We start from the raw sequence: 22,955 nt of genomic DNA, 5'->3' as shown, positions 1-22,955 counted from the left end.
TTTGTGCCATCTTAACGCACCTTCAATGTCGCTAGCCCAATGAGGACTAACATTAAGGAAATGATCCAAAAACGCACGATCACGCGTGGTTCAGGCCAGCCTTTCAATTCATAATGATGGTGAATTGGCGCCATACGGAAAATTCTTTGTCCACGTAACTTAAATGAACCCACTTGTAATATGACTGACAGTGTTTCAACGACAAACACACCGCCCATGATGACAAGTAAAAACTCTTGGCGCAGCAATACCGCGATTGTGCCTAATGCTCCCCCAAGTGCCAGGGAGCCGACATCCCCCATAAATACTTGCGCTGGGTAAGTGTTAAACCATAAAAACCCAAGTCCTGCACCGACGATTGCGGTACAAACAATCACCAACTCACCCGCGTGAGGTAGGAATGGAATGTGTAGGTAACTCGCAAAATTAACGTTACCTGTTGCCCAAGCGACAAGGGCAAAACCAGCGGCAACAAAAACCGTCGGCATGATAGCTAAGCCATCAAGGCCATCGGTTAAATTAACAGCATTACTGGTTCCAACAATGACAAAGTAAGCTAATAAGATATAAAGCAAACCAAGCTGTGGCATAACATCTTTGAAAAATGGTACGACTAGCTGAGTCGCCGCGGTATCTTTACCAATCGCATACATGGAAAATGCGACAACCAAGGCCAAAGCTGATTGCCAAAAATATTTCCAACGTGCAATTAAACCACGAGTATCTTTTCTAACCACTTTACGGTAATCATCAACAAAACCCACCACGCCATAACCAACGAGGACGAGCAGAACACACCAGACATAGGGGTTGTCTAAACGCGCCCACAATAAAGTCGAGACAGTGATAGAGAACAGAATAAGTAAACCGCCCATGGTTGGCGTGCCACGCTTACTAAAATGTGATTCTGGCCCTTCGCTACGCACAACTTGACCAATCTGCATTTTTTGTAAGTAAGCAATAAGGTGTGGCCCCATCCACAACGCGATGGCAAGGGCGGTCAGCAAACCGACAATGGCTCTAAACGTCAGATAAGAAAAGACGTTAAAGACAGAAAACTTATGGACCAACATTTCGGCAAGCCAGACTAACATTCGAAGCACTCCTTCAATGCATTCACTACATCTTCCATCGCGGAGCTGCGTGAACCCTTAACTAAAATAGAAACAACCTCATTCTGCTGAACCAGCGGGATGAGTCGGGTTAATAAATCTCTTTTGAATGTAAAGTGCTCACCACACTCGCTAGACTGGCTAATAATTTCGCTCAGTTGCCCAACGCTAAGGACTTTATCTAATCCGGCATTTTTTGCTTCGATACCTACACGTTGATGGCATTCATCAGCGTAATCACCCAACTCGCCCATATCGCCTACGACTAAGATTTGGTAGCCCGGCATTTTAGCCAGTACTTTGATAGCCGCAATCATTGAGCCGTCATTGGCGTTGTAAGTATCATCTAAAACGACTTTTTGCTCACTCAAGCGTACCGGATATAAACGCCCTGGAACCGCCTGCGTTTTCGCTAATCCGTTTTGAATTTCATTCAAGGAGGCGCCTACAGAAATCGCCAGTGCACTTGCCGCTAATACATTTGCAATGTTGTGCTCACCCGGTAATGGCAAGGTAATTTCGACCTGTCCAACAGGTGTATGCAAGGTAAAATCAGTGGTTAACTGTTTGATTTGAATATTCGATGGGTAGAAGTCTGCTTTTGCTTGTGCTGTTAACGAATAATACCAAACGGTTTGGCGCGGTTGAAATTGCCATTTATCACTATAGCTATCAAGGTTAACAATCGCAGTACCTTCATCAGGTAAGCCTTGGTAGATTTCACCTTTTGCTTTCGCGACACCTTCGGGAGAACCAAAACCGGCAAGATGCGCACCAAATAAGTTATTCACCAAAGCCGTTTCAGGTTTCACTAAATTGGTGGTATACGCGATTTCATTCGGATGGTTCGCACCCATTTCGATAACCGCAAAATCATATTCAGGGGTTAATCGAAACAGTGTTAGCGGTACGCCGATGTCATTATTTAGGTTTCCTGCGGTATAAAGTGTATTACCACGCTCGGATAAAATTGATGCGGTCATCTCTTTGACGGAGGTTTTACCTGAAGAGCCTGTTAAACCAACCACTTTGGCTTTACATTGTTGGCGAACCCAAGCCGCCAATTTCCCCATCGCAATACGTGTATCATCAACAATAACTTGTGGGCAATCAACATCAAGTTCTCGCTCAACGATTAACGCCTTAGCACCGTCAATAACCACTTGTGAAACAAAATCATGAGCATCAAAGCGTTCGCCTTTCAAGGCGATAAATGCACAGTTTTGCCCCATATTACGGCTATCCGTGCTGACATTTTGTATCGTCAATTCACTCTCTGCCGCTTTTATAATGCGGCCGTGGATCACGTCTGCGAGTTGCGTTAATGTAATAGGGATCATGCGAGTACCCCCAAAAGTCTTGCCACCGTTAAGCGGTCTGAATAATCTAACCTGCGTTGACCAATAATTTGATAGTCTTCGTGACCTTTACCTGCGATGAGGATCACATCATCCACGGCGGCTTGTAAGATGGTGTTCGTTACGGCTTCAGGACGTCCTGGAATAGCCAGTACACGAGTAGAATCTAAAACCCCTGCCATGATGTCATTAATAATCGCTAATGGCTCTTCGCTGCGGGGGTTATCATCAGTAATGACGACTTTATCTGCCCACTCTTCAGCCGCAGCCCCCATTAATGGGCGTTTGCCTTTGTCCCTATCACCACCACAGCCAAAGACGCACCATAGCTGGCCTTTGCAATGTAAACGCGCAGCAGCAAGGGCTTTCTCTAATGCATCAGGGGTATGTGCATAGTCAACCACCACCGTCGGCTTACCCGGCGCACTGAAAACTTCCATTCGTCCACAAACGGGCTCGAGGTATTTTGTCGCGGCTAATAATTGTGTTAATGGATATTCCATCATTAGCAAAGTTGCCATGGCTAGCAGTAAATTGCTGACATTAAAGGCACCCATCAGAGGGCTTTCAAAGCTGCCATTGCCCCATGAGGAATCAAAATGAATCGTTGCACCTTTATCGTGGTAATCCACATTCGTCGTTTGTAACCACGGCCCCTGCCAATTATTCGGCAAACGGTTTTCCATTGAAACCGCGCAAGCTTGCGGTAAGCGTTGTAACCATTTTAATCCCACTTCATCATCTGCATTAATTATTTGCGTTTTCGCAAGATGCGTGGAGAACAATAGCCACTTAGCGTCTTCATAACTTGCCATATCACCATGATAGTCAAGGTGATCACGGCTTAAATTAGTAAATACAGCAGCATCAAAATTGAGTGCGGCAACACGCCCTTGCACTAAACCGTGAGAGGAAACTTCCATTGCCGTTAATGTGGCTTTCTGCTGCAATAATTGTGTCAATTCAAGTTGAATATCAACGGCTGAACCGGTTGTGTTCTCACTCGGAGATACATGACCCAGTAAACCATTCCCTACGGTTCCCATCACCGCACTAATTTCACCGAGCCCTTTAGCCCACTGTGCGATTAGCTGAGTCGTGGTCGTTTTACCATTCGTACCAGTAACACCCACTAATTTCATTTGTGATGATGGTTGATGATAAAATTCGCCAGCTAAAGCGGATAAACGGTTATTAAGGTCACTAAGATAAATAACCGGGACACCATGAATAAAACGGACTTCCCCTTCTTCCGCTTCATCTTGTGCTTCTGCTATCACCGCAGACACACCTTGTGCAATAGCTTGAGGTATATAGTGTCTACCGTCTGACTGATGGCCTTTTATCGCAATAAACAGATCACCCGCAGCAGCCTTTCGGCTGTCTAGCGTCATCTCACGTAGTGAGATATTTGTTGTGCTCACACCAAAAGGTGCGAGAAGATCACAAAGATTACGATCTGCCACTTTTAACCTCTTTTTGACTGTTCACGATTTCGTTTTTATCGCCTGTTTGTAATGCATCTGGCTCAATATTCATCAGGCGTAAAACGCCGCCCATAATTGACCCAAATATCGGTGCGGAGACCGCACCACCGTAATATTTCCCAGCGCTTGGCTCGTTGATCACAACAACAAGGGCATAGCGCGGATTACTCGCAGGCGCGACACCTGCCGCGTAAGCGATGTATTTATTCACATAACGCCCTTCTGGGCCCACTTTTTTAGCCGTACCCGTTTTAATCGCAATGCGATAACCTTTTATGGCTGCGCGTGTTCCTCCACCACCCGGTAGAGCAACACTTTCCATCATATGAACAACTGTCTTCATTATCGGCTCGGGGAAAACACGAGTTCCGGGGACAGGAGGGTCAACCTTCGTAATTGATAATGGGCGATAAATCCCAAAGCTACCAATCGTTGCATAAGCTCGTGCTAATTGTAACGGTGTTACCATTTGCCCGTAGCCAAAAGAAAAGGTGGCCCTTTCTAAATCAGACCACCGGTTTTTTTTACTTGGAAAGATGCCACTACTTTCCCCAACTAACCCCAAGTTAGTCGGCTTGCCAAACCCAAAGCGGTTATACACATCCACCAGCTCTGTAGCAGGCATCGCTAACGCCAGTTTAGAAACACCAACGTTACTCGACTTCTGTAAAATACCGGTAATAGAAAGCTCTGCATAACGTGCAACGTCCTTAATTTCATGGCCGCTGATCCGATATGGGTAAGTATTCAATACGGTATTTTCTTTAATAATTTTATTGTGCAACGCACTCATAATAACCATCGGTTTTACGGTTGAACCCGGTTCAAAAATATCGGTAATTGCGCGATTTCGCATGGAGTCCATTGTTGTACCTGCAAGATTATTTGGGTTATATGATGGGCTATTTGCCATCGCCAAAATTTCGCCTGTATGTACATCCACTAAAATAGCGATACCTGATTCTGCTTTATTTTCTTGAACCCCTTTGGTCAACTCACGGTATACAATCGATTGAATACGCTCATCAATACTTAACGTGAGATTATGCGCTGCTTGGCTATCAACCGATGAAACCGTTTCAATCACGCGTCCATTCCGATCTTTACGCACAGTTCGCTCACCAGGAGAACCTTTTAGCCAGCGATTAAAACTTTTTTCAACGCCTTCTATTCCTTCACCATCAATATTAGTTACACCGAGTAAGTGAGCGGTAACTGGACCTGACGGGTAGTAACGTCGAGATTCTTTGCGTAAATAAATACCCTTGATCTTTAATTTTTTAACATACTCACCAATCGATGGGTTTACTTGGCGTGCAATATAAACAAAGCGACCCCGAGGGTTCGCTGAAATTTTAGTGGTAATTTGCTCGAGTGGTATTTCGAGCGAATCGGCGAGTGCCTTCCAGTGTTCATCATTGCTTATCCCACCTTTTTCAAAAATCTCTTTGGGATCAGCCCAGATAGCATAAACAGGTACACTTACCGCTAATTGACGCCCTTCCCTATCACTGATCATACCGCGTGCTGTCGCCACTTCTTGCACACGTAAAGAACGCATATCGCCTTCTTTTACTAATTTTTCTGGGGCGATAATTTGTAAGTAAGCCACACGCGTCAATAAACCAGCTAAAGCCAACACAATGCATCCACACAGCAAAATAAAGCGCCAGCGGATAAAACTGCTGGTTTCTTCTTGCTTCTTGTTTTTAGCTGATTTCGGCGCTTTCATTAGGAACCTTTTTATTGTTTAGAAACAATAATATTTTCTTGTGATGGCTCAACATGAACCATCTGTAATTTTTCTACTGACAAACGCTCAACGCGGCTATGGCTGGCTAAAGCATTTTCTTCCAGAATAAGGTTCCGCCATTCAATATCGAGGGAATCTTTTTCTTCATACAATTTGTCTTTAGCTGCAGTCAATAAGCGTGTTTCATGGGCTGTCGTTACGACAAATATGGCACTGATCGTTATCGCACCTAACAAAATTAACGGGATGATGCCATAGCGAAATAAATCACGCCCGATAACTTTTGCAAGGCTGTGCCTTTCAGGGATCATTATTCTACTGCCCTTTCTGCAAATCGCAGCACTGAGCTACGCGCTCTTGGGTTTTCATTGATTTCACCCTCAGATGGCTTCATCTTTCCAAGATCACGCAGTTTTGCTGCACCCAGCGCTTTAATTTGAGTTTCCGTCAGCGGGATCCCTGCGGGGACACTTGGCCCTTTACTGTTTTGACGAATAAAACGTTTAACCAACCTATCTTCCAATGAATGGAAACTGATCACTGATAATCGCCCTTCAGGTGCTAGCACTGACATCGCACCATTTAATGCTTTTTCAATCTCTTCTAATTCACTGTTGATATAAATTCTAATTGCTTGAAAGCTTCGGGTAGCCGGATGTTTATGCCTGTCTTTCATCGGACTGACTTTTGCGATCAACTCTGCAAGATGGCGAGTACGTGTTAACGGCTCTTCATCAGGGTTATGATTACGTTCCACAATAGCCCTTGCGATACGTCGAGAAAAACGCTCTTCACCAAAGGTTTTTAATACCCAAGCAATATCATCTGCTTCCGCCGTCATCAGCCATTGCTGCGCTGATTGACCTTTAGTTGGATCCATACGCATGTCCAGTGGCCCATCACGCATAAACGAAAAACCTCTTTCAGGGTCATCCAATTGCGGTGAAGAAACCCCTAAATCCAATAGAACGCCATCAATTTTACCGACTAAGCCTTCTTCTTCCACATACTCAGCAATCTCTGAAAATGGGCCATGCTTGATCATAAAACGAGGATCATCAATGGATTGTGCTGCTTTTATCGCTTCAGGGTCGCGGTCAATGGCAATTAAGCGACCGTTTTCACCTAGCTGACTTAAAATCAGGCGAGAATGTCCACCTCGACCAAAAGTTCCATCAATGTAGATACCATCTTGCTTAATATTTAAGCCGTTGACTGCTTCATCGAGCAGAACTGTTACATGTTTAAATTGCTGCTGTGTCATTGTTATAGTGACAAATCCTGTAAACGGGATGACAGAGGTTCTTCTGCAAGACGTTCAGCGGCAATGTCATTTTCCACCTGCTGATACCACATCTGCTCATCCCAAAGTTCAAATTTATTTATTTGGCCTACCAGCATGACTTCTTTTGTTAGCCCTGCGTGCTGGCGCAGCGTATTAGCTAGCAAAAGACGTCCGGCATTATCCATCTGACATTCACTGGCGTGACCAAGTAAAAGGCGCTGTACACGTCTTTCTGCGGGGTTCATCGTTGATAAGCGTGACAGTTTTTCTTCGATAATCTCCCACTCGGGTAAGGTATAAAGCAGCAGGCATGGCTGGTGAAGGTCAATGGTACATACCATTTGCCCTTTCGATTCCTCGCTCAGCATTCCTCGATAACGAGTCGGCACGGTTATTCGCCCTTTGCTGTCGAGATTAACCAGTGTAGCCCCACGAAACATACCCGATTTATCCCCTTAATTTCCTTAGCACCCACTTTACCCCACAATTCACCACATATAAAGTTTACGAATGGTATGAAAACGTTGTCAAGCCAGTCGCACCTAGCTTTAGCCTTATTTACAGAAGAATTCAGAAAAGATAAGATTGAGTAAGATCTAACTTGGAAAGAAAATGAGAAATAACGGGTTGATATAATTCACTTATTTTATAGAACACAGTTAAAACACGTTAAACGTGATTTTATTGCTGCAAAATCATACAAATTCGAGTAAATGCTATATATGTCTCATTTTTAATCAGCTTTATTTATACCGATCCTTTACTTTAAAATTATCTACAAACGATGCTTAATTATCGCTTCGAGTTAAAACCCCCTTACAGCTAAATAAAATCAATAAATTTCAATAAATTAAACAACTGTTTTAATAAACAGTACAACAAAATTAATTAACATTGATTTCATTTTTTACATAAAAAAAATAAAATTAGGACAAAATCATTGATAAATTTTATTTACGTTTAAAAATTCCCTATAAATATATTAAGATAATTCCTAAAGTTAAATATTTACACGTTTTTAGCATATAAAAAAAAGACCCCTACTCAGTAGGGGTCCATATATTACTCATAATTGTGATCAACATCACTAACTATTAAACGGGTTTTATCTAATTGTTAAAGATAAATTGGCTTTATTGCTTACGACCTAGACTTCCACGGCGGCATAAATCTCGACGAATACGTGTAATTCCTGCATCTGGTTTTTGTTTTTCATCAAGACTCGCTAATACCAGTTCCAATATGCGTTCAGCAATATCTCTGTGCCGTTGGGCAAGAGAAAGTACTGGGCACTCTAAGAAATCGAGTAATTCGTTGTCACCAAAGGTCGCTATTACCATATGCTCAGGTAAACGGCCGTTACGTTTTAATGCAACATCAAGCACACCTTGCAATAAAGAGAATGAGGTTGTGAACAACGCATCTGGCATTGCATTACCGTTATCTAACCAATTTGCAAAAACGTCTGCGGCTGAATCTCTTTCATAGCTATTGGCATAAAGGTAATCAACTTCACGAGGATCCCCTTCCCACGCCTTACGAAATCCCTGTTCACGTAAATAACTGACCGATAATTCAGGTAATGCACCAAGGTACAATACCGACGCTGCCGGAAATTTACGTAATTCAGCTGAAACCATAAACGCGTCTTCTTGATCATCGCCGACGACGCTAATAAAGTGCTCTTTTTCCAATGCCCTATCAAGGGCAATGATAGGCAAAGAACGATTAGCCCAACGCTGATAAAAAGGGTGCTCTGGCGGTAGTGCCGTTGAAACGATAATCGCATCAACTTGGCGCTGAAGAAGATGTTCTACACAACGAATTTCGTTATCAGGCTGATCTTCTGAACACGCTATCAATAATTGATAGCCGCGCTGACGTGCCTGTCTCTCAAGGTAATTCGCTATACGGGTATAGCTGGTATTTTCAAGATCGGGGATCACGAGCCCAATAGAACGAGTTCGGCCTGCGCGCAAGCCTGCGGCTACTGCATTTGGATGGTAATTGTGTTCTCTGACGACTGCCATCACTTTTTCTACAGTTTTATCGCTGACTCGATACTGCTTGGCCTTGCCGTTGATCACATAACTAGCCGTTGTGCGGGAAACACCTGCTAAACGAGCTATTTCATCCAGTTTCACGTTAACCTCTTTACAATATTGGGGGTAGCCCCGAGCCATTCGGGGCATTACACCAAGACATTCTACCTTTTGATGATAAATTTTTCATCGCATAATTTTATCACCACGGGAAACGCCGACGATCCCTGAGCGGACAACTTCAACAATTTCAGCAACACCACGAACTGCTTCAATGAAAGCATCCAGTTTATCGCTTGTTCCTGCGAGCTGAACGGTATAAAGCGTTGGAGTCACATCGACGATTTGTCCACGAAAAATATCGGAGCAACGTTTAATTTCATCACGTCCATAACCTGACGCTTGCAACTTCACTAACATGATTTCACGCTCAATATGTGCAGATGCTGTAAGCTCGCTAACACGCAGCACATCAACCAGCTTATGCAGCTGTTTTTCAATTTGCTCAAGCACTTTCGCATCACCTTTCGTTTGAATGGTCATACGTGACAAAGTCGGGTCATCAGTCGGTGCAACGGTCAGGCTTTCAATATTATAGCCTCGTTGAGAAAACAGCCCAATAACACGAGATAATGCACCTGATTCATTTTCTAGTAGAACGGATAAAATACGACGCATGATCAGGTCCTCTCTGTTTTGCTCAACCACATTTCATCCATTGCTCCACCGCGGATTTGCATTGGGTAAACGTGTTCTGTTTCATCAATATTCACATCAACAAATACTAACCGTTGATTCTCATTCACTTCTACTAAAGCCTGTTTCAGCTTCTCTTCAAGCTCATCTGGCGAAGAGATTGAAATCCCTACGTGTCCATACGCTTCAGCAAGCTTGATAAAATTTGGCAATGATTGCATATAAGATTGAGAATGACGCCCTTGGTAAATCATATCCTGCCACTGTTTAACCATGCCAAGAAAACCATTATTCAAATTAAGCACGAGAACAGGTAAACCATACTGCAACGCGGTTGAAAGCTCCTGAATATTCATTTGAATACTGCCATCACCAGTCACACAAATCACGGTTGATTTTGGATGTGCTAATTTCACGCCAAGTGCTGCTGGCAAGCCAAACCCCATAGTGCCTAATCCCCCTGAATTGATCCACTGACGCGGTTTATCAAACGGATAATATAAGGCGGCAAACATTTGATGTTGCCCAACATCTGAGGTGACATACGCTTCCCCGTTGGTTAAACGGTAAATCGTCTCAATGGCTTGTTGTGGTTTCACTTTTTCTGGATTGGTTGCGTAATTCAAACATTTTTTACTGCGCCATACTTCAATCTCTTTCCACCAATCTTTCAGTGCTTGGCTATCTTGTTTGGACAGCGATTGCTCAAGTTGCCCAAGCATCTGTTTTAGTGTTAATTTCGCATCACCAACAATCGGGATATCAACACTTACCGTTTTAGAAATCGACGTTGGGTCAACATCAATTTGGATCACCGTCGCATTCGGACAATATTTTTCTAAGTTATTGGTTGTTCTATCATCAAAGCGTACACCAACGGCAAAAATCACATCCGAATGGTGCATCACTTTATTGGCTTCGAATGTACCGTGCATGCCTAACATACCAACGGATTGCGCATGGGTTTCAGGGAATGCCCCAAGCCCCATCAATGTTGACACAACAGGTAACTGTAATTTTTCCGCCAGCTCAATAAGCTCTGCTGAACAATTAGCATTGACAGTACCGCCACCAATATAAAAAACCGGCTTTTTCGCGGAGACTAATTTAGATAATGCTTTTTTGATCTGCCCTTTATGCCCTTGTAATGTAGGATTGTAAGAACGCAATGAAACTGAATCAGGATAGCGATAAGCAAATTTTAAGGCTGGGTTAACCGTATCTTTTGGAAAGTCGATGACGACAGGACCCGGACGACCACTTGCCGCAATATAAAAGGCTTTTTTAATTGTTTCTGGAATTTCTTCAGCACTTTTAATTAAGAAACTATGTTTGACGATGGGCCGCGAAATTCCCACCATATCGCATTCTTGAAAGGCATCATTTCCGATGAGGGAACTGGCTACTTGCCCAGATAAAACCACCAATGGCACTGAGTCCATGTAGGCAGTCGCAATACCGGTAATTGCGTTTGTTGCACCCGGCCCAGAAGTTACTAAGACGACACCAACATCGCCAGTAGAACGCGCGTAGCCATCAGCCATATGCACCGCAGCTTGTTCATGGCGCACTAAAATATGTTCGACTCCACCAACCGTATGCAATGCATCATATATATCTAAAACAGCACCGCCTGGATAACCAAACACGTGCTTTACTCCTTGGTCAATCAAGGATTTGACGACCATTTCAGCTCCCGACAACATCTCCATGCGTTTGCTCCCAGACTATTTTTTGCAAGTTAACAGAGGTATGGTTTCCCTCTTTAATTTTTATCATTAAGTATCGTAATTACCACTATTAACATATCGCTCCGGCTGAAACGACGCAAACATCATTTCAACAGAAGACCCATTAAATTTTCATTTTGTCTTGAGCGTTAATGATTAGCAGATGCATTGACTGCATATAATCAAAAAGAAAGCTGAAATAACTAAAACCTAGACGAAAAGAACACAAATAAAAGCCAGCTTTCTATTCGTTGGTATAAGGGGGAAGTGTATCAATTTGTAATTGACGACTCGGCTCACGATTGTTTGACGTTCACCGAGTCGTTTTAAGGATGAAAACGACTACTCTTGATACATCGATTCTATTTCTGATTGATAACGTTCAGAAATAATTTTTCGGCGTAATTTCAACGTAGGTGTTAATTCGCCTTTCTCCATCGAAAAATTAACGGGAAGTAGGGTAAATCGTTTTACCTGATGAAAATTTTCCAAGTTCTTTTGTAATTCTTTTAAACGGCTTTCAAATAACGCAACAATATTAGAGTCTTTCAGTAGCTCAAGACGGTCACGATATTTTAAATTAATTGAATTAGCATATTCTTCTAGGCTGTCATAACAAGGAACAATCAGCGCGGAGACAAACTTGCGTGCATCTGCAATTACGGCAATGTGCTCGATAAATTTATCTTGTCCTAAAACACCTTCGATAACTTGAGGAGCGATATATTTACCGTTCGACGTTTTCATCAAGTCTTTTAACCTATCGGTAATATATAAATTACCCTCCGCATCTATTTTTCCTGCATCTCCGGTTTTTAGCCAACCATCGGAGGTAAAAGTATCAAGGGTTTCTTGTGGGCGATTATAGTAACCTTTCATCACAACAGGGCCCTTGACCTGGATTTCATCCTCTTTACCAATTCGAACCGAAACGCCAGGTAGCGGTGTTCCAATAGAGCCTAGCGGGTATTTACCCTCTTCCCAGCAAGAAACGGTGGCACAAGTCTCTGTCATGCCATAGCCGTATTTGATATTCACACCGGCAGCAAGGAAAAAGGCGATAACATCATCATCAAGACGTGCACCTGCAGCGGGCATAAAACGAATTCGCCCACCAAGCCCTTGACGAATTTTGCTCAACACCAACTTGTCAGCTAAAGGATAAAAAGTACGGTTTATCCATGACGGCGTATGCCCTTTAGCTAGCGCTTTTATTCGATGCTTACCTAAAGAAATTGACCATTGAAATAATGTTCTACGCGCAAACGACGCTTTTGATACTTTGCTTTGCACGGCACTATAAACTTTCTCATAGAAACGAGGAACAGCGCACATTACAGTAGGTTTTACATCCGCTAGCGCTTCTTTAACTAAATTGGTATCCGTTAAATAAACGTTCAGTGCCCCAGTATGCATGACATAGAAACTCCACGCTCTTTCAAAAACATGGGAAAGAGGCAGAAAACTTAAAGAAACATCATCGGAAGTGAGTTTTAATCGATTATCATGCAGGTAAAGTTGCGAGGCCATATTGTAATAATCAAGCATCACACCTTTTGGTTCACCTGTTGTTCCTGATGTATAAATAATAGTAAATAAATCACCCAGGTTATGTGCTGCAATTCGCGCATCTAACTCAGATTGATATTGAGGTTGTGCTAACGCCATAAATGTTGATAGAGCCATTGAAGTCATACGACCTTCAATCAGTTCTACATCATCATTGAGTACGACGATAGTCGAAAGCTGTGGACACAGTGGCTCCAACTGACAAGCAATATCATATTGCGCCTGAGCCCCAACAAACAAAATTTTGATGTTGGCATCATTAATAATATAAGCAGACTGTTCAACACTACTTGTTGCATATAGAGGAACACTAACGGCTCTAATCTGTAAGGTGGCAAGATCAACTAAAGACCAGTTCATGCTGTTTTGAGCGAATAGCCCAACATTTTCTTGTGCACCGACATCAAGGGCAAGAAGGTGACGGGCGATAGCCGATGTACGTACACCAACCTCTTCCCACGTCAATTCGCTTTGGTGCCCATTATCCCATTGACTGAAAGCTATCCTTTTCGCTGATCCTTGCGCATCAATCATGCTGCGTAAGCGATTAACTAAGTGGTATGGATATAGATTTTCAGTAATCAAAGTGTATTCCCTTATATACCGGTCATACTTCAAGTTATGTGCTTGTTAGTTATCGGCTCAGTGCGTTAAGTTACATTCGTATCAATGTTCCTTAAGCTAGCTTATGTTGCCACCTACAAGCACCTCAAATTATTTAGGGTATAAATAAATATCGACTTAAGCCATTCGGTAAACCCACAAATAACTTAACCAGTTAATTATTTCAGCTTACAGGTGTTAGCTGAATATCCGGAGTGTATCCACTAAAAAGGATCTAGGAAAGGAATAATATGTAAATTTTATGCAAATGTTATGTCAGTTACAAAACTCACCATGGTTTTCACCATGATGAGTTAATACTATTGAGGGAACCACAACGTGAGTAATTAATCCGCAAGCTCTGCAATCATTTGGCAAAATTGCCCTTTCATCCACTGATGTCCTTTATCACGTGCAGTAGATTCATGCCATGTTAAGTAACATGGGCGTGTCGTATCACTCCAAGGTAATGAAATTGAACGTAGATTAAGTTGATCTGCATAATGCTCAGCTAGCCATTTAGGGGCAATCGCGACCAAGTCTGTTTGAGAAACAATATTTAGGACACTATTTAGGTCAGTTCCTTGATAACTGACGGTATGAGATAATTCAGTATTATGATAATAAAGTTTACTAAATGAACCCATGTTATCCATTGACATAATGGCGTGCCGTTCATTAATTAATATATCTTGAGTCACGGCACCTTCAATTCTTGGGTGATTATTGGCAGCAACTAAAACTAAATCATCATTAAATAAAACATGATGTTGATACTCGGATTTTTCGAATTGATTATAACCAAGGAAAAAATCTATTTCTTGGTATTTTAATTGGTGTGCAATATTGTTATCCAAGAATGAATGAATAAAGACATTAATATTGGGTGAGGCTATTTTAAATTTATCAACAATTATAGCCGCCAGACGAATATCTAATGGTGAACAAATTGATAAATTAAATGCGCGCTCACTTTGTTTAGGATCAAAACCCGCACCGGGTAATTCATTATGCACTAATTGAAGCGCTTGCCTAACGGGGCCAAATAATTGTTTAGCACGAGAGGTTGGCTGTATTCCTCTACCGTATCGCACAAATAACTCATCATTAAACATCGATTTTAAACGTGATACCGCGTTACTCACCGCAGGCTGTGACATCCCTAAGACTTGCGCTGCTCTTGTTACATTCTGCATTTGCATAACAACATCGAAAACTGTTAATAAATTTAAGTCAACATTACGTAGATGAATATCGCTGCTTTCTTTTTTTGCTGTTGAAATCGTATCAAAATCAGTCATTTTTTACTCCACTAATATATTTATCATTTTTGATTAATGAAAAACAATTCATCAAATCAACATTGAGGCAATCATAAATTCATTAAATATTATTTTTAAAATAACTTATCGATGATAAGTTATTTCGCTTTCCCTGCATTTATTAAAACGACGTTTCTATTATTTACCCATTAATTATATTGACAGTATAGATATCATCATAAAACGAAAACATTCATCAAGGTAATAAGTAATTGCTATTCATTTAGTTAACTATTACTCGCATAAAAATAATAAAACAATTTCAGGAAGAAATCATAATAAATATCTTCTTGATTCATTAAATCCTGTCATTATCGGATTAATTTTTAATTATTCATTTATTAGATAATTAACTTAATTAAAACCATTACTTCTACAAATCCATACCTGTCCTTCCATTTAGCCAATGCATAACAAAACAACAAAAACATTAAAAATCAAAGCATTAGATAACATCCTTATCTAAACAAACGCTTAAAAAGTATTTTACTCTTATTTTTATGGCGAAATATAGACAAAAACATTACTAAAACTATAGAAATTAGTCATAACACCTAAGTTAAAGCAATGATTCATAATTGGTAAAATATGTAAAAAATCTAAGATTGACATTAATATCAAGATCACGTATCAATAAATACAGATTAATTAAAAACAACCGAGAGACAGTGAATTATGACATTTTCTATCCGCCTACTAAGCCTACTACTCGCATTAAATTTGCGCGGTAAGCTTATGGACGGAAAATAAACACACTGTCTTCAAACATAAGAAACCCGCGCAAATCGCGGGTTTTTTTATGCCTGCGACCCGAAGGGAACACGAATAGCATATTAATAAATATAAAATATAGGTTATGAGGAACACAATATGAGCAACCAAGTCATCATTTTCGATACCACATTACGTGACGGCGAGCAGGCATTACAAGCAAGTTTATCCGTTAAAGAAAAATTGCAAATCGCATTTGCGTTAGAGCGCCTTGGTGTTGACGTGATTGAAGCGGGTTTCCCTGTTTCCTCCCCAGGTGATTTCGAGTCTGTGCAAACTATTGCGCGTGAAATTAAGAACAGCCGTATTTGTGCATTATCTCGCTGCGTTATCAATGATATCGACGTTGCCGCAGAATCATTAAAGGTTGCTGAAGCCTTCCGCTTGCATATGGTATTGGCAACATCTGCATTGCATGTTGAAAAAAAATTACGCAAAACTTTCGACGATATCGTTGATATGGCGGTAGGATCTATCAAACACGCTCGCCGTTTTACTGACGATATTGAGTTTTCTTGTGAAGACGCAGGCCGTACTGACCCTGACCATTTATGTCGCATTGTTGAAGAAGCGATTAAAGCCGGCGCAACAACAGTTAATATTCCTGATACCGTTGGTTATACAACACCTTATCAATTTGGTGGCATTATCAAAGATTTATTTAATCGTGTACCAAACATCGATAAAGCCATTATTTCAGTCCACTGCCATGATGACTTGGGCATGTCAGTGGCTAACTCAATTAGTGCAGTGCAAGCGGGTGCTCGCCAAGTTGAAGGAACCATTAATGGTTTAGGTGAACGTGCAGGGAACACCGCGTTAGAAGAAGTGATTATGGCGATTAAATTACGTGAACAAATGCTGAATGTTCATACCAATATAAATCACAAAGAAATTTATCGTACCAGCCAATTAGTTAGCCAATTATGCAATACCCCAATCCCAGCTAATAAAGCCGTTGTTGGTAGCAATGCATTCACCCACTCTTCTGGTATCCACCAAGATGGCGTATTGAAAAATCGTGAAACCTACGAAATCATGACGCCTGAATCCATCGGCTTAAAAGCAGCGCAGTTGAATTTAACTTCACGTTCAGGCCGCGCCGCAGTTAAACATCGCATGGAAGAGATGGGTTATCAAGAAGGGAAAGATTTCAAACTGGATGATTTATATACCGCATTCTTAAATTTAGCCGATAAGAAAGGCCAAGTTTTTGACTATGACTTAGAGGCATTGGCTTTCTTTACGAAACAAACCGATGAAACCGATCATTTTGTAATGGATTACTTCAGCACTCAGTCAGGATCAAGCATTGTAGCCACTGCCACAGTCAAAATGCAGTGCGGTACAGAAGTAAAATCTGAAGCTGCAACCGGAAATGGCCCTGTTGATGCAATCTATCAAGCGATTAGTAATATCACGGGCTACCCAATAAAATTGGTTTCTTATCAATTATCTGCCAAAGGTCATGGGGAAAATGCTTTAGGCCAAGTGGATATAGTCGTGGAATGTTTCAATCGTCGTTTTCATGGCATGGGGTTAGCGACCGATATCGTTGAATCCTCAGCCAAAGCCATGGTGCATGTTTTAAATAGTATCTGGCGCTCAGAACAAGTCGAAAAAGAAAAACAAAAAATAAACCAACAAGAATCACAATCAAACACAAAGGAAGCGGTTTAACAATGTCTAAGAGCTATCATATTGCCGTATTACCCGGAGATGGAATTGGGCCAGAAGTTATGGCTCAAGCACACAAAGTATTAGATGCCATCGGCAAACGCTTTGCGGTATCCATTACAACTAAAGAATATGACGTAGGCGGTGCAGCCATTGATCGTCACGGGGAACCACTGCCACAAGCGACAGTTAAAGGTTGTGAAGACGCGGATGCTGTGTTGTTTGGCTCTGTTGGTGGTCCTAAATGGGAACACTTGCCACCCGACAGCCAGCCTGAGCGTGGTGCATTATTGCCTTTGCGTAAACACTTTAAATTATTCAGTAACTTGCGCCCTGCTCGCCTTTATCAAGCATTAGAAGCATTTTGCCCATTACGCGCAGATATCGCCGCGCAAGGTTTTGATATTCTTTGTGTCCGTGAATTAACTGGCGGTATCTATTTCGGTCAACCAAAAGGCCGTAAAGGTGAAGGCGATGAAGAATATGCATTTGATACCGAAGTGTATCATCGCTATGAGATTGAACGTATTGCGCGTATTGCATTTGAATCCGCACGCAAACGTCGCCATAAAGTGACGTCGATTGATAAAGCTAACGTACTGCAAAGTTCTGTTTTATGGCGTGAAGTGGTTAATGGGATCGCAAAAGAATACCCCGATGTTGAAGTCAATCATATATACATTGATAACGCAGCAATGCAGATGATTAAAGCACCATCCCAATTTGATGTCGTACTGTGCTCAAATTTATTTGGGGATATTATTTCCGATGAATGCGCAATGATCACTGGCTCTATGGGGATGTTGCCTTCTGCTAGTTTAAATGCTGAAGGCTTTGGTTTGTATGAACCTGCCGGTGGCTCTGCTCCTGATATTGCAGGAAAAAACATTGCCAACCCAATCGCACAAATTCTTTCTGCATCCATGTTATTAAGATTTAGTTTAAATCAAGTTGATGCGGCTGATGCGATTGAACGTGCAGTGAATAAAGCCTTAGAAAATGGCTACCGTACGGGTGATTTAGCCGGTGATGGTGTTTCAATCAGCACCAGTGAAATGGGCGATATTATTGCTCGTTATATTGCAGAAGGGGTTTAACATGGCCAAGACCTTATATCAAAAATTATATGATGCTCACGTAGTACGTGAAATCGATAACGAAATCCCATTAATTTATATCGACCGCCATTTGGTTCATGAAGTGACTTCTCCGCAAGCATTTGACGGGTTGAGAACCAAAAATCGTCCGTTGCATCAACCGGGCAAGACGTTCGCCACCATGGATCACAACGTTTCAACACAAACTAAAGATATCAATGCCTGTGGTGATATGGCACGTATTCAGATGCAAGAGTTGATGAAAAACTGCCAAGAATTTGGCGTCACCTTGTATGACTTAAACCACCCATTCCAAGGTATTGTCCATGTGATGGGGCCAGAACAAGGCATCACCTTACCCGGGATGACGATTGTCTGTGGTGACTCACACACGGCAACTCACGGCGCATTCGGTGCTTTAGCGTTTGGTATTGGTACATCTGAAGTTGAGCATGTAATGGCAACTCAAACGTTGAAGCAAGCTCGTGCAAAGACCATGAAGATCGAAGTTGTCGGTAAAGCGCCTGCGGGTATCACCGCAAAAGATATTGTGTTAGCGATTATAGGTACAACAGGCAGTGCAGGTGGTACGGGTTATATTGTTGAGTTTTGTGGTGAAGCGATTGAAAACTTAACGATGGAAGGTCGTATGACCGTCTGTAACATGGCTATCGAACTGGGTGCAAAGGCTGGTATTATCGCGCCAGATGAAACCACCTTTAATTATATGAAGGGACGCCAGTTTGCACCAAAAGGCCCACAATGGGATGACGCCGTTGCTTATTGGAAAACACTGAAAACGGATGACGATGCAACGTTTGATAAAACTATCACCATCCAAGCCAATAGCATTGCACCTCAAGTCACTTGGGGTACCAATCCAGGACAAGTTATCGCGATTAATCAATTGATCCCGGCTCCTGAATCCTTTTCCGACCCTGTCGAACGTGCTTCCGCAGAAAAAGCGTTGGCCTATATGGGGTTAGAGGCTGGCATTAAGTTATCTGACGTCAAAATTGACAAAGTGTTTATTGGCTCATGCACTAACTCACGTATTGAAGATTTACGTGCTGCAGCGGCAATTGCAAAAGGTAAAAAAGTCGCTTCTGGTGTACAAGCTATCGTTGTGCCGGGTTCTGGTCCGGTAAAAGCACAGGCGGAACAAGAAGGCTTAGATAAAATTTTTATTGAAGCCGGCTTTGAATGGCGTTTACCGGGCTGCTCAATGTGTTTAGCAATGAATAATGACCGTTTAAATCCGGGTGAACGCTGTGCATCAACCAGTAATCGTAACTTTGAAGGTCGCCAAGGCCGCGCTGGTCGTACTCACTTGGTTAGCCCTGCGATGGCAGCTGCTGCTGCTATCAATGGCCACTTTGCTGATGTTCGCGACATTCAGATTTAAAGGAGAATAAAATGGAAAAGTTAGTTACCCATGTGGGGGTTGTGGCTCCTTTAGATGCAGCAAACGTTGATACCGACGCCATCATTCCAAAGCAATTTTTACAGAAAGTCACCCGTACTGGCTTTGGTCAGCATCTGTTCAATGACTGGCGTTTTTTGGATGAAGATGGGCAACAGCCTAATCCTGATTTTGTCCTGAACAAGCCGGTTTTCAAAGGCGCAAGCATTTTATTAGCGCGTGAAAACTTTGGTTGCGGCTCATCTCGTGAACATGCACCTTGGGCATTGACCGACTTTGGCATTCAAGTAGTGATCGCCCCAAGCTTTGCGGATATTTTTTATGGTAACTCATTCAACAATCAGCTGTTACCCATTAAATTAAGTGAACAGCAAGTGGATGAAATGTTCACTTACGTCAACAACCATCAAGGCTGTAAATTTACGGTGGACTTAGCGGCACAAACCGTTACTGCTGGCGATAAAATCTATCACTTTGAAATAGATGGCTTCCGTCGCCATTGCATGATGAATGGTTTAGACAGTATTGGTCTAACGTTACAACATGTTGATCAAATCAAAGAGTTTGAGCAGAAGATCCCTGCTTTTATGAACTAATATCATACTCGTCATACTTCAAGCTGTGTGGGTGTTAGCATCCCCCAGCTTGAAGCATTTATAGTAAAAATATTTATCAATAATGTTTTAACTTATTTACTTCCTCAATTACTCTCTCAATTCCTCGATTTTCACGCCAAAAATGCGGAATAGCCTCTACTTGATTAATTCGTTACCAATAACAACTTCCCCATTAATTTCTTTGTGTATAATTAACCTGAGCTAAAACTAAAGCTAAAACTAAAACTAAAACTAAAACTAAAAAATAGTTAATCCATCCCCTAAATAGTTCAAGTCACAGCTAGGCGGCTGATGAGCGCTCTTGCCATCTTAGACTAAAGGGTTTATTTAAATTTAGTGTTTTTCGAAATAATTTGAGTTGTAGGTAGGCGGAAATCGAGGATATCTCGGGGAGCATACATCAGTATGTGACTCGAGTAGCCGAGAGCATCCAACACACCTACAGCTCAAAATATGAAGAAAAAAAAGCCGGGCTAGCCGGCTGGTAAGATATATACCATTACTCAATAATCGGGGAAGCCTGCAAAATACAGGCAAACGAGCTACTTACTGGTGCCTATTATCCCTTGATATTAGGAATTTAAAATTGATGTATTTTTTGCCGGAGTTCCTCTTTTATGTCCAGCGCACGCTTACAAACACAATTTGTCCGACTGTGGCAACACTTTCAAGGACTCGATAGCGAAACTAACTTACAGCACATTGCTGATACTTTATTTTGCTCAAGACGTCATGTTCGCACCCTGCTTAATAACATGCAGGCTGAAGGTTGGCTTAGCTGGCAAGCGGAAGCCGGTCGAGGTAAGCGCTCCTCATTACTTTTTCATGTCAATGGCTTAGAACTACAGCAAGCCCAAGCAGAACGCCTATTAAAAGAAGAAAGTATTGAAAAATTAGTCTCTTTGGTTGGTGATAAAGAAGCCATTCGTCAGCTTGTTCTATCTGAACTCGAACGCAGTTATCGACAAGGAAAAAACTTACTGCGAATTATTTACTATCGTGATTTTCCAACTTTATTACCAGGCGCGCCGATGCGACGCTCTGAAATTCATTTAATGAGCCAAATTTTTAATGGATTAACACATATAAATGAGGAAAAAGGGGAAGTTGAAGATGGCTTAGCCCATCATTGGCAAGCTATTAGCGATAGCGAGTGGCGCTTCTATTTACGTCCTGCGATTTATTTTCATCACGGCCGTGAAATGCTAGTAGATGATATTATTCATTCATTACACCGTTTAAGCACTTGCTGGCCTCTATTTTCACATATCGAATCGGTTACATCCCCACAACCTTATGTTATTGATATAAAATTAAATCAACCTGATAAACAGTTTCCTTGGTTATTGGGCAGCCCCCATGCCGCTATTCTTCCCAAAGAATGGAAAAGCATTGAAAACTTTCATAAACTGCCAATAGGCACCGGTCCTTATCATGTTGAAAAAAACTTACCTCAAAAGCTGACCATCAGCGCATTTGATCGCTATTTTGGTTTTCGTGCTCTACTTGATGAGGTCACTATTTGGGTTGTTCCTGAACTTTCAGAACAAATGGTCTGTACTACTTTGAAGATGGATGGTGATAAACACCACAATGACTCTCTCGAAAGCCGTATGGAAGAAGGCTGTTATTTTTTATTAATGGATCAGCGCTCAACTCTGTCTCAACGAGAAGATGTGTGTAAATGGCTCTGTAGCTTTTTAACCCCCGTAAATTTACTGGCACATTGTGAAACCTTTTATCAACGCCATTGGGCGCCAGCTTATGGGCTACTGCTGCATTGGCATCATAGTAAAATGCTTGCGGCACTGCCTAAACCTGAAGATTTAACCGAAATTACAGTGACATTTTATCGACAGCATCATGAGTTTTTTGCGATTAGCCAAATCATGAAACGTGTTTTAGCAGCACAAGGTGTTGAATTAAAAATTAATATTATTGAATATGATGACTGGTTCAATGGCGCCGCAGAAAGTGATATTTGGCTAGCTACCGCCAATTTTTTTAAACCACTTGAGTTTTCAATTTTTGCCACCTTGTATGAAATGCCTTTATTACGCAAATGTTTAGGCGTTACATTAGAAAGTGAGCTGCAACAATGGCGTGATCGCGAATTTGACGTTGAAGCATGGTGTGAAGGTTTGATTGATTCACATGTCTTTCATCCCATCTTTCACCATTGGCTTGAATTGCAAGGCCAACGCACAATGCGTGGCGTTAGGATGAATACATTCGGTTGGTTTGATTTTAAATCTGCTTGGTTCAAGCTTTCTGAAGATAATACACAGAAACCGTAATAGTTATAAACAGTGAAAGTACATAATAAGGATGTTATTCACTTTTTCTGTGGATATCTATGTTAACAACCAGATAGTAATACGGGTATATCCTAAATGAGTATTTTCCGTCTCTA

At 41.7% G+C, this 22,955-nt stretch carries 17 protein-coding genes; 5 read left to right on the top strand and 12 right to left on the bottom strand.

Annotation, left to right across the window (positions count from 1 at the left end; genetic code table 11):
• Positions 1–11 precede the first annotated feature (11 nt).
• From mraY to leuO, 12 genes are all read right to left on the bottom strand, one after another.
• Complete coding sequence (gene mraY, locus M998_RS16540; protein ID WP_068909874.1) at positions 12–1,094, bottom strand: phospho-N-acetylmuramoyl-pentapeptide-transferase; 1,083 nt, start codon at positions 1,092–1,094, stop codon at positions 12–14.
• Complete coding sequence (gene murF / locus M998_RS16535) at positions 1,088–2,452, bottom strand: UDP-N-acetylmuramoyl-tripeptide--D-alanyl-D-alanine ligase (protein ID WP_068909872.1); 1,365 nt, start codon at positions 2,450–2,452, stop codon at positions 1,088–1,090. The genes mraY and murF overlap by 7 nt, the downstream gene beginning before the upstream one ends.
• Positions 2,449–3,936: a UDP-N-acetylmuramoyl-L-alanyl-D-glutamate--2,6-diaminopimelate ligase gene (gene murE / locus M998_RS16530; RefSeq protein WP_068909870.1), complete on the bottom strand. Its 1,488-nt coding sequence runs from the start codon at positions 3,934–3,936 to the stop codon at positions 2,449–2,451. The genes murF and murE overlap by 4 nt, the downstream gene beginning before the upstream one ends.
• Positions 3,923–5,689 (bottom strand): peptidoglycan DD-transpeptidase PBP3, encoded by a 1,767-nt coding sequence (gene ftsI, locus M998_RS16525; RefSeq protein WP_068445701.1) that lies wholly within the window; start codon positions 5,687–5,689, stop codon positions 3,923–3,925. Before ftsI ends, murE begins: the two co-directional genes overlap by 14 nt.
• 11 nt (positions 5,690–5,700) lie before the next feature.
• On the bottom strand, positions 5,701–6,021 hold the full coding sequence (gene ftsL / locus M998_RS16520) for a cell division protein FtsL (protein ID WP_068445703.1): 321 nt from the start codon (positions 6,019–6,021) through the stop codon (positions 5,701–5,703).
• Positions 6,021–6,974 carry a 16S rRNA (cytosine(1402)-N(4))-methyltransferase RsmH gene (gene rsmH / locus M998_RS16515; RefSeq protein ID WP_068909869.1) on the bottom strand — a complete coding sequence of 318 codons (954 nt, stop codon included), beginning with the start codon at positions 6,972–6,974 and terminating at the stop codon, positions 6,021–6,023. Before rsmH ends, ftsL begins: the two co-directional genes overlap by 1 nt.
• 2 nt (positions 6,975–6,976) lie before the next feature.
• Complete coding sequence (gene mraZ / locus M998_RS16510) at positions 6,977–7,435, bottom strand: division/cell wall cluster transcriptional repressor MraZ (protein ID WP_068445707.1); 459 nt, start codon at positions 7,433–7,435, stop codon at positions 6,977–6,979.
• A 693-nt stretch (positions 7,436–8,128) separates the two neighbouring features.
• Positions 8,129–9,139 (bottom strand): catabolite repressor/activator, encoded by a 1,011-nt coding sequence (cra, locus tag M998_RS16505; RefSeq protein WP_068445709.1) that lies wholly within the window; start codon positions 9,137–9,139, stop codon positions 8,129–8,131.
• Positions 9,140–9,223: 84 nt separating this feature from the next.
• Positions 9,224–9,715 carry an acetolactate synthase small subunit gene (gene ilvN / locus M998_RS16500; protein WP_068445711.1) on the bottom strand — a complete coding sequence of 164 codons (492 nt, stop codon included), beginning with the start codon at positions 9,713–9,715 and terminating at the stop codon, positions 9,224–9,226.
• Between the two features lie 2 nt (positions 9,716–9,717).
• Complete coding sequence (ilvI, locus tag M998_RS16495) at positions 9,718–11,445, bottom strand: acetolactate synthase 3 large subunit (RefSeq protein ID WP_068445713.1); 1,728 nt, start codon at positions 11,443–11,445, stop codon at positions 9,718–9,720.
• 360 nt (positions 11,446–11,805) lie between these two features.
• Entirely contained in the window at positions 11,806–13,566 is a 1,761-nt protein-coding gene (locus M998_RS16490) for an AMP-dependent synthetase/ligase (protein WP_068909920.1), read from the bottom strand.
• A gap of 416 nt (positions 13,567–13,982) precedes the next feature.
• Positions 13,983–14,936: a transcriptional regulator LeuO gene (gene leuO / locus M998_RS16485; RefSeq protein WP_068445715.1), complete on the bottom strand. Its 954-nt coding sequence runs from the start codon at positions 14,934–14,936 to the stop codon at positions 13,983–13,985.
• Positions 14,937–15,827: 891 nt separating this feature from the next.
• On the opposite strand from leuO, the gene leuA reads away from it, so the two are divergent.
• The 5 genes from leuA (at position 15,828) to sgrR (ending at position 22,839) form a co-directional block, all read left to right on the top strand.
• Positions 15,828–17,408 carry a 2-isopropylmalate synthase gene (gene leuA, locus M998_RS16480; protein WP_068445717.1) on the top strand — a complete coding sequence of 527 codons (1,581 nt, stop codon included), beginning with the start codon at positions 15,828–15,830 and terminating at the stop codon, positions 17,406–17,408.
• Positions 17,409–17,410: 2 nt separating this feature from the next.
• Positions 17,411–18,502: a 3-isopropylmalate dehydrogenase gene (gene leuB, locus M998_RS16475; protein WP_068909867.1), complete on the top strand. Its 1,092-nt coding sequence runs from the start codon at positions 17,411–17,413 to the stop codon at positions 18,500–18,502.
• Position 18,503: 1 nt separating this feature from the next.
• A complete protein-coding gene (gene leuC, locus M998_RS16470; RefSeq protein ID WP_068445720.1) occupies positions 18,504–19,907 on the top strand; it encodes a 3-isopropylmalate dehydratase large subunit in 1,404 nt (467 codons plus the stop codon).
• An 11-nt stretch (positions 19,908–19,918) separates the two neighbouring features.
• The gene (leuD, locus tag M998_RS16465) at positions 19,919–20,521 is read left to right on the top strand and encodes a 3-isopropylmalate dehydratase small subunit (RefSeq protein WP_068445722.1); all 603 of its coding nucleotides are present in this window, start codon (positions 19,919–19,921) and stop codon (positions 20,519–20,521) included.
• Positions 20,522–21,159: 638 nt separating this feature from the next.
• On the top strand, positions 21,160–22,839 hold the full coding sequence (gene sgrR / locus M998_RS16460) for an HTH-type transcriptional regulator SgrR (RefSeq protein ID WP_068909865.1): 1,680 nt from the start codon (positions 21,160–21,162) through the stop codon (positions 22,837–22,839).
• Positions 22,840–22,955: the final 116 nt, after the last annotated feature.

The organism is Providencia heimbachae ATCC 35613, from assembly GCF_001655055.1.
GTDB lineage: Bacteria > Pseudomonadota > Gammaproteobacteria > Enterobacterales > Enterobacteriaceae > Providencia > Providencia heimbachae.
Note: the sequence above shows the minus strand (reverse complement) of the source record. Positions and strands in the feature narration are given on the sequence as shown.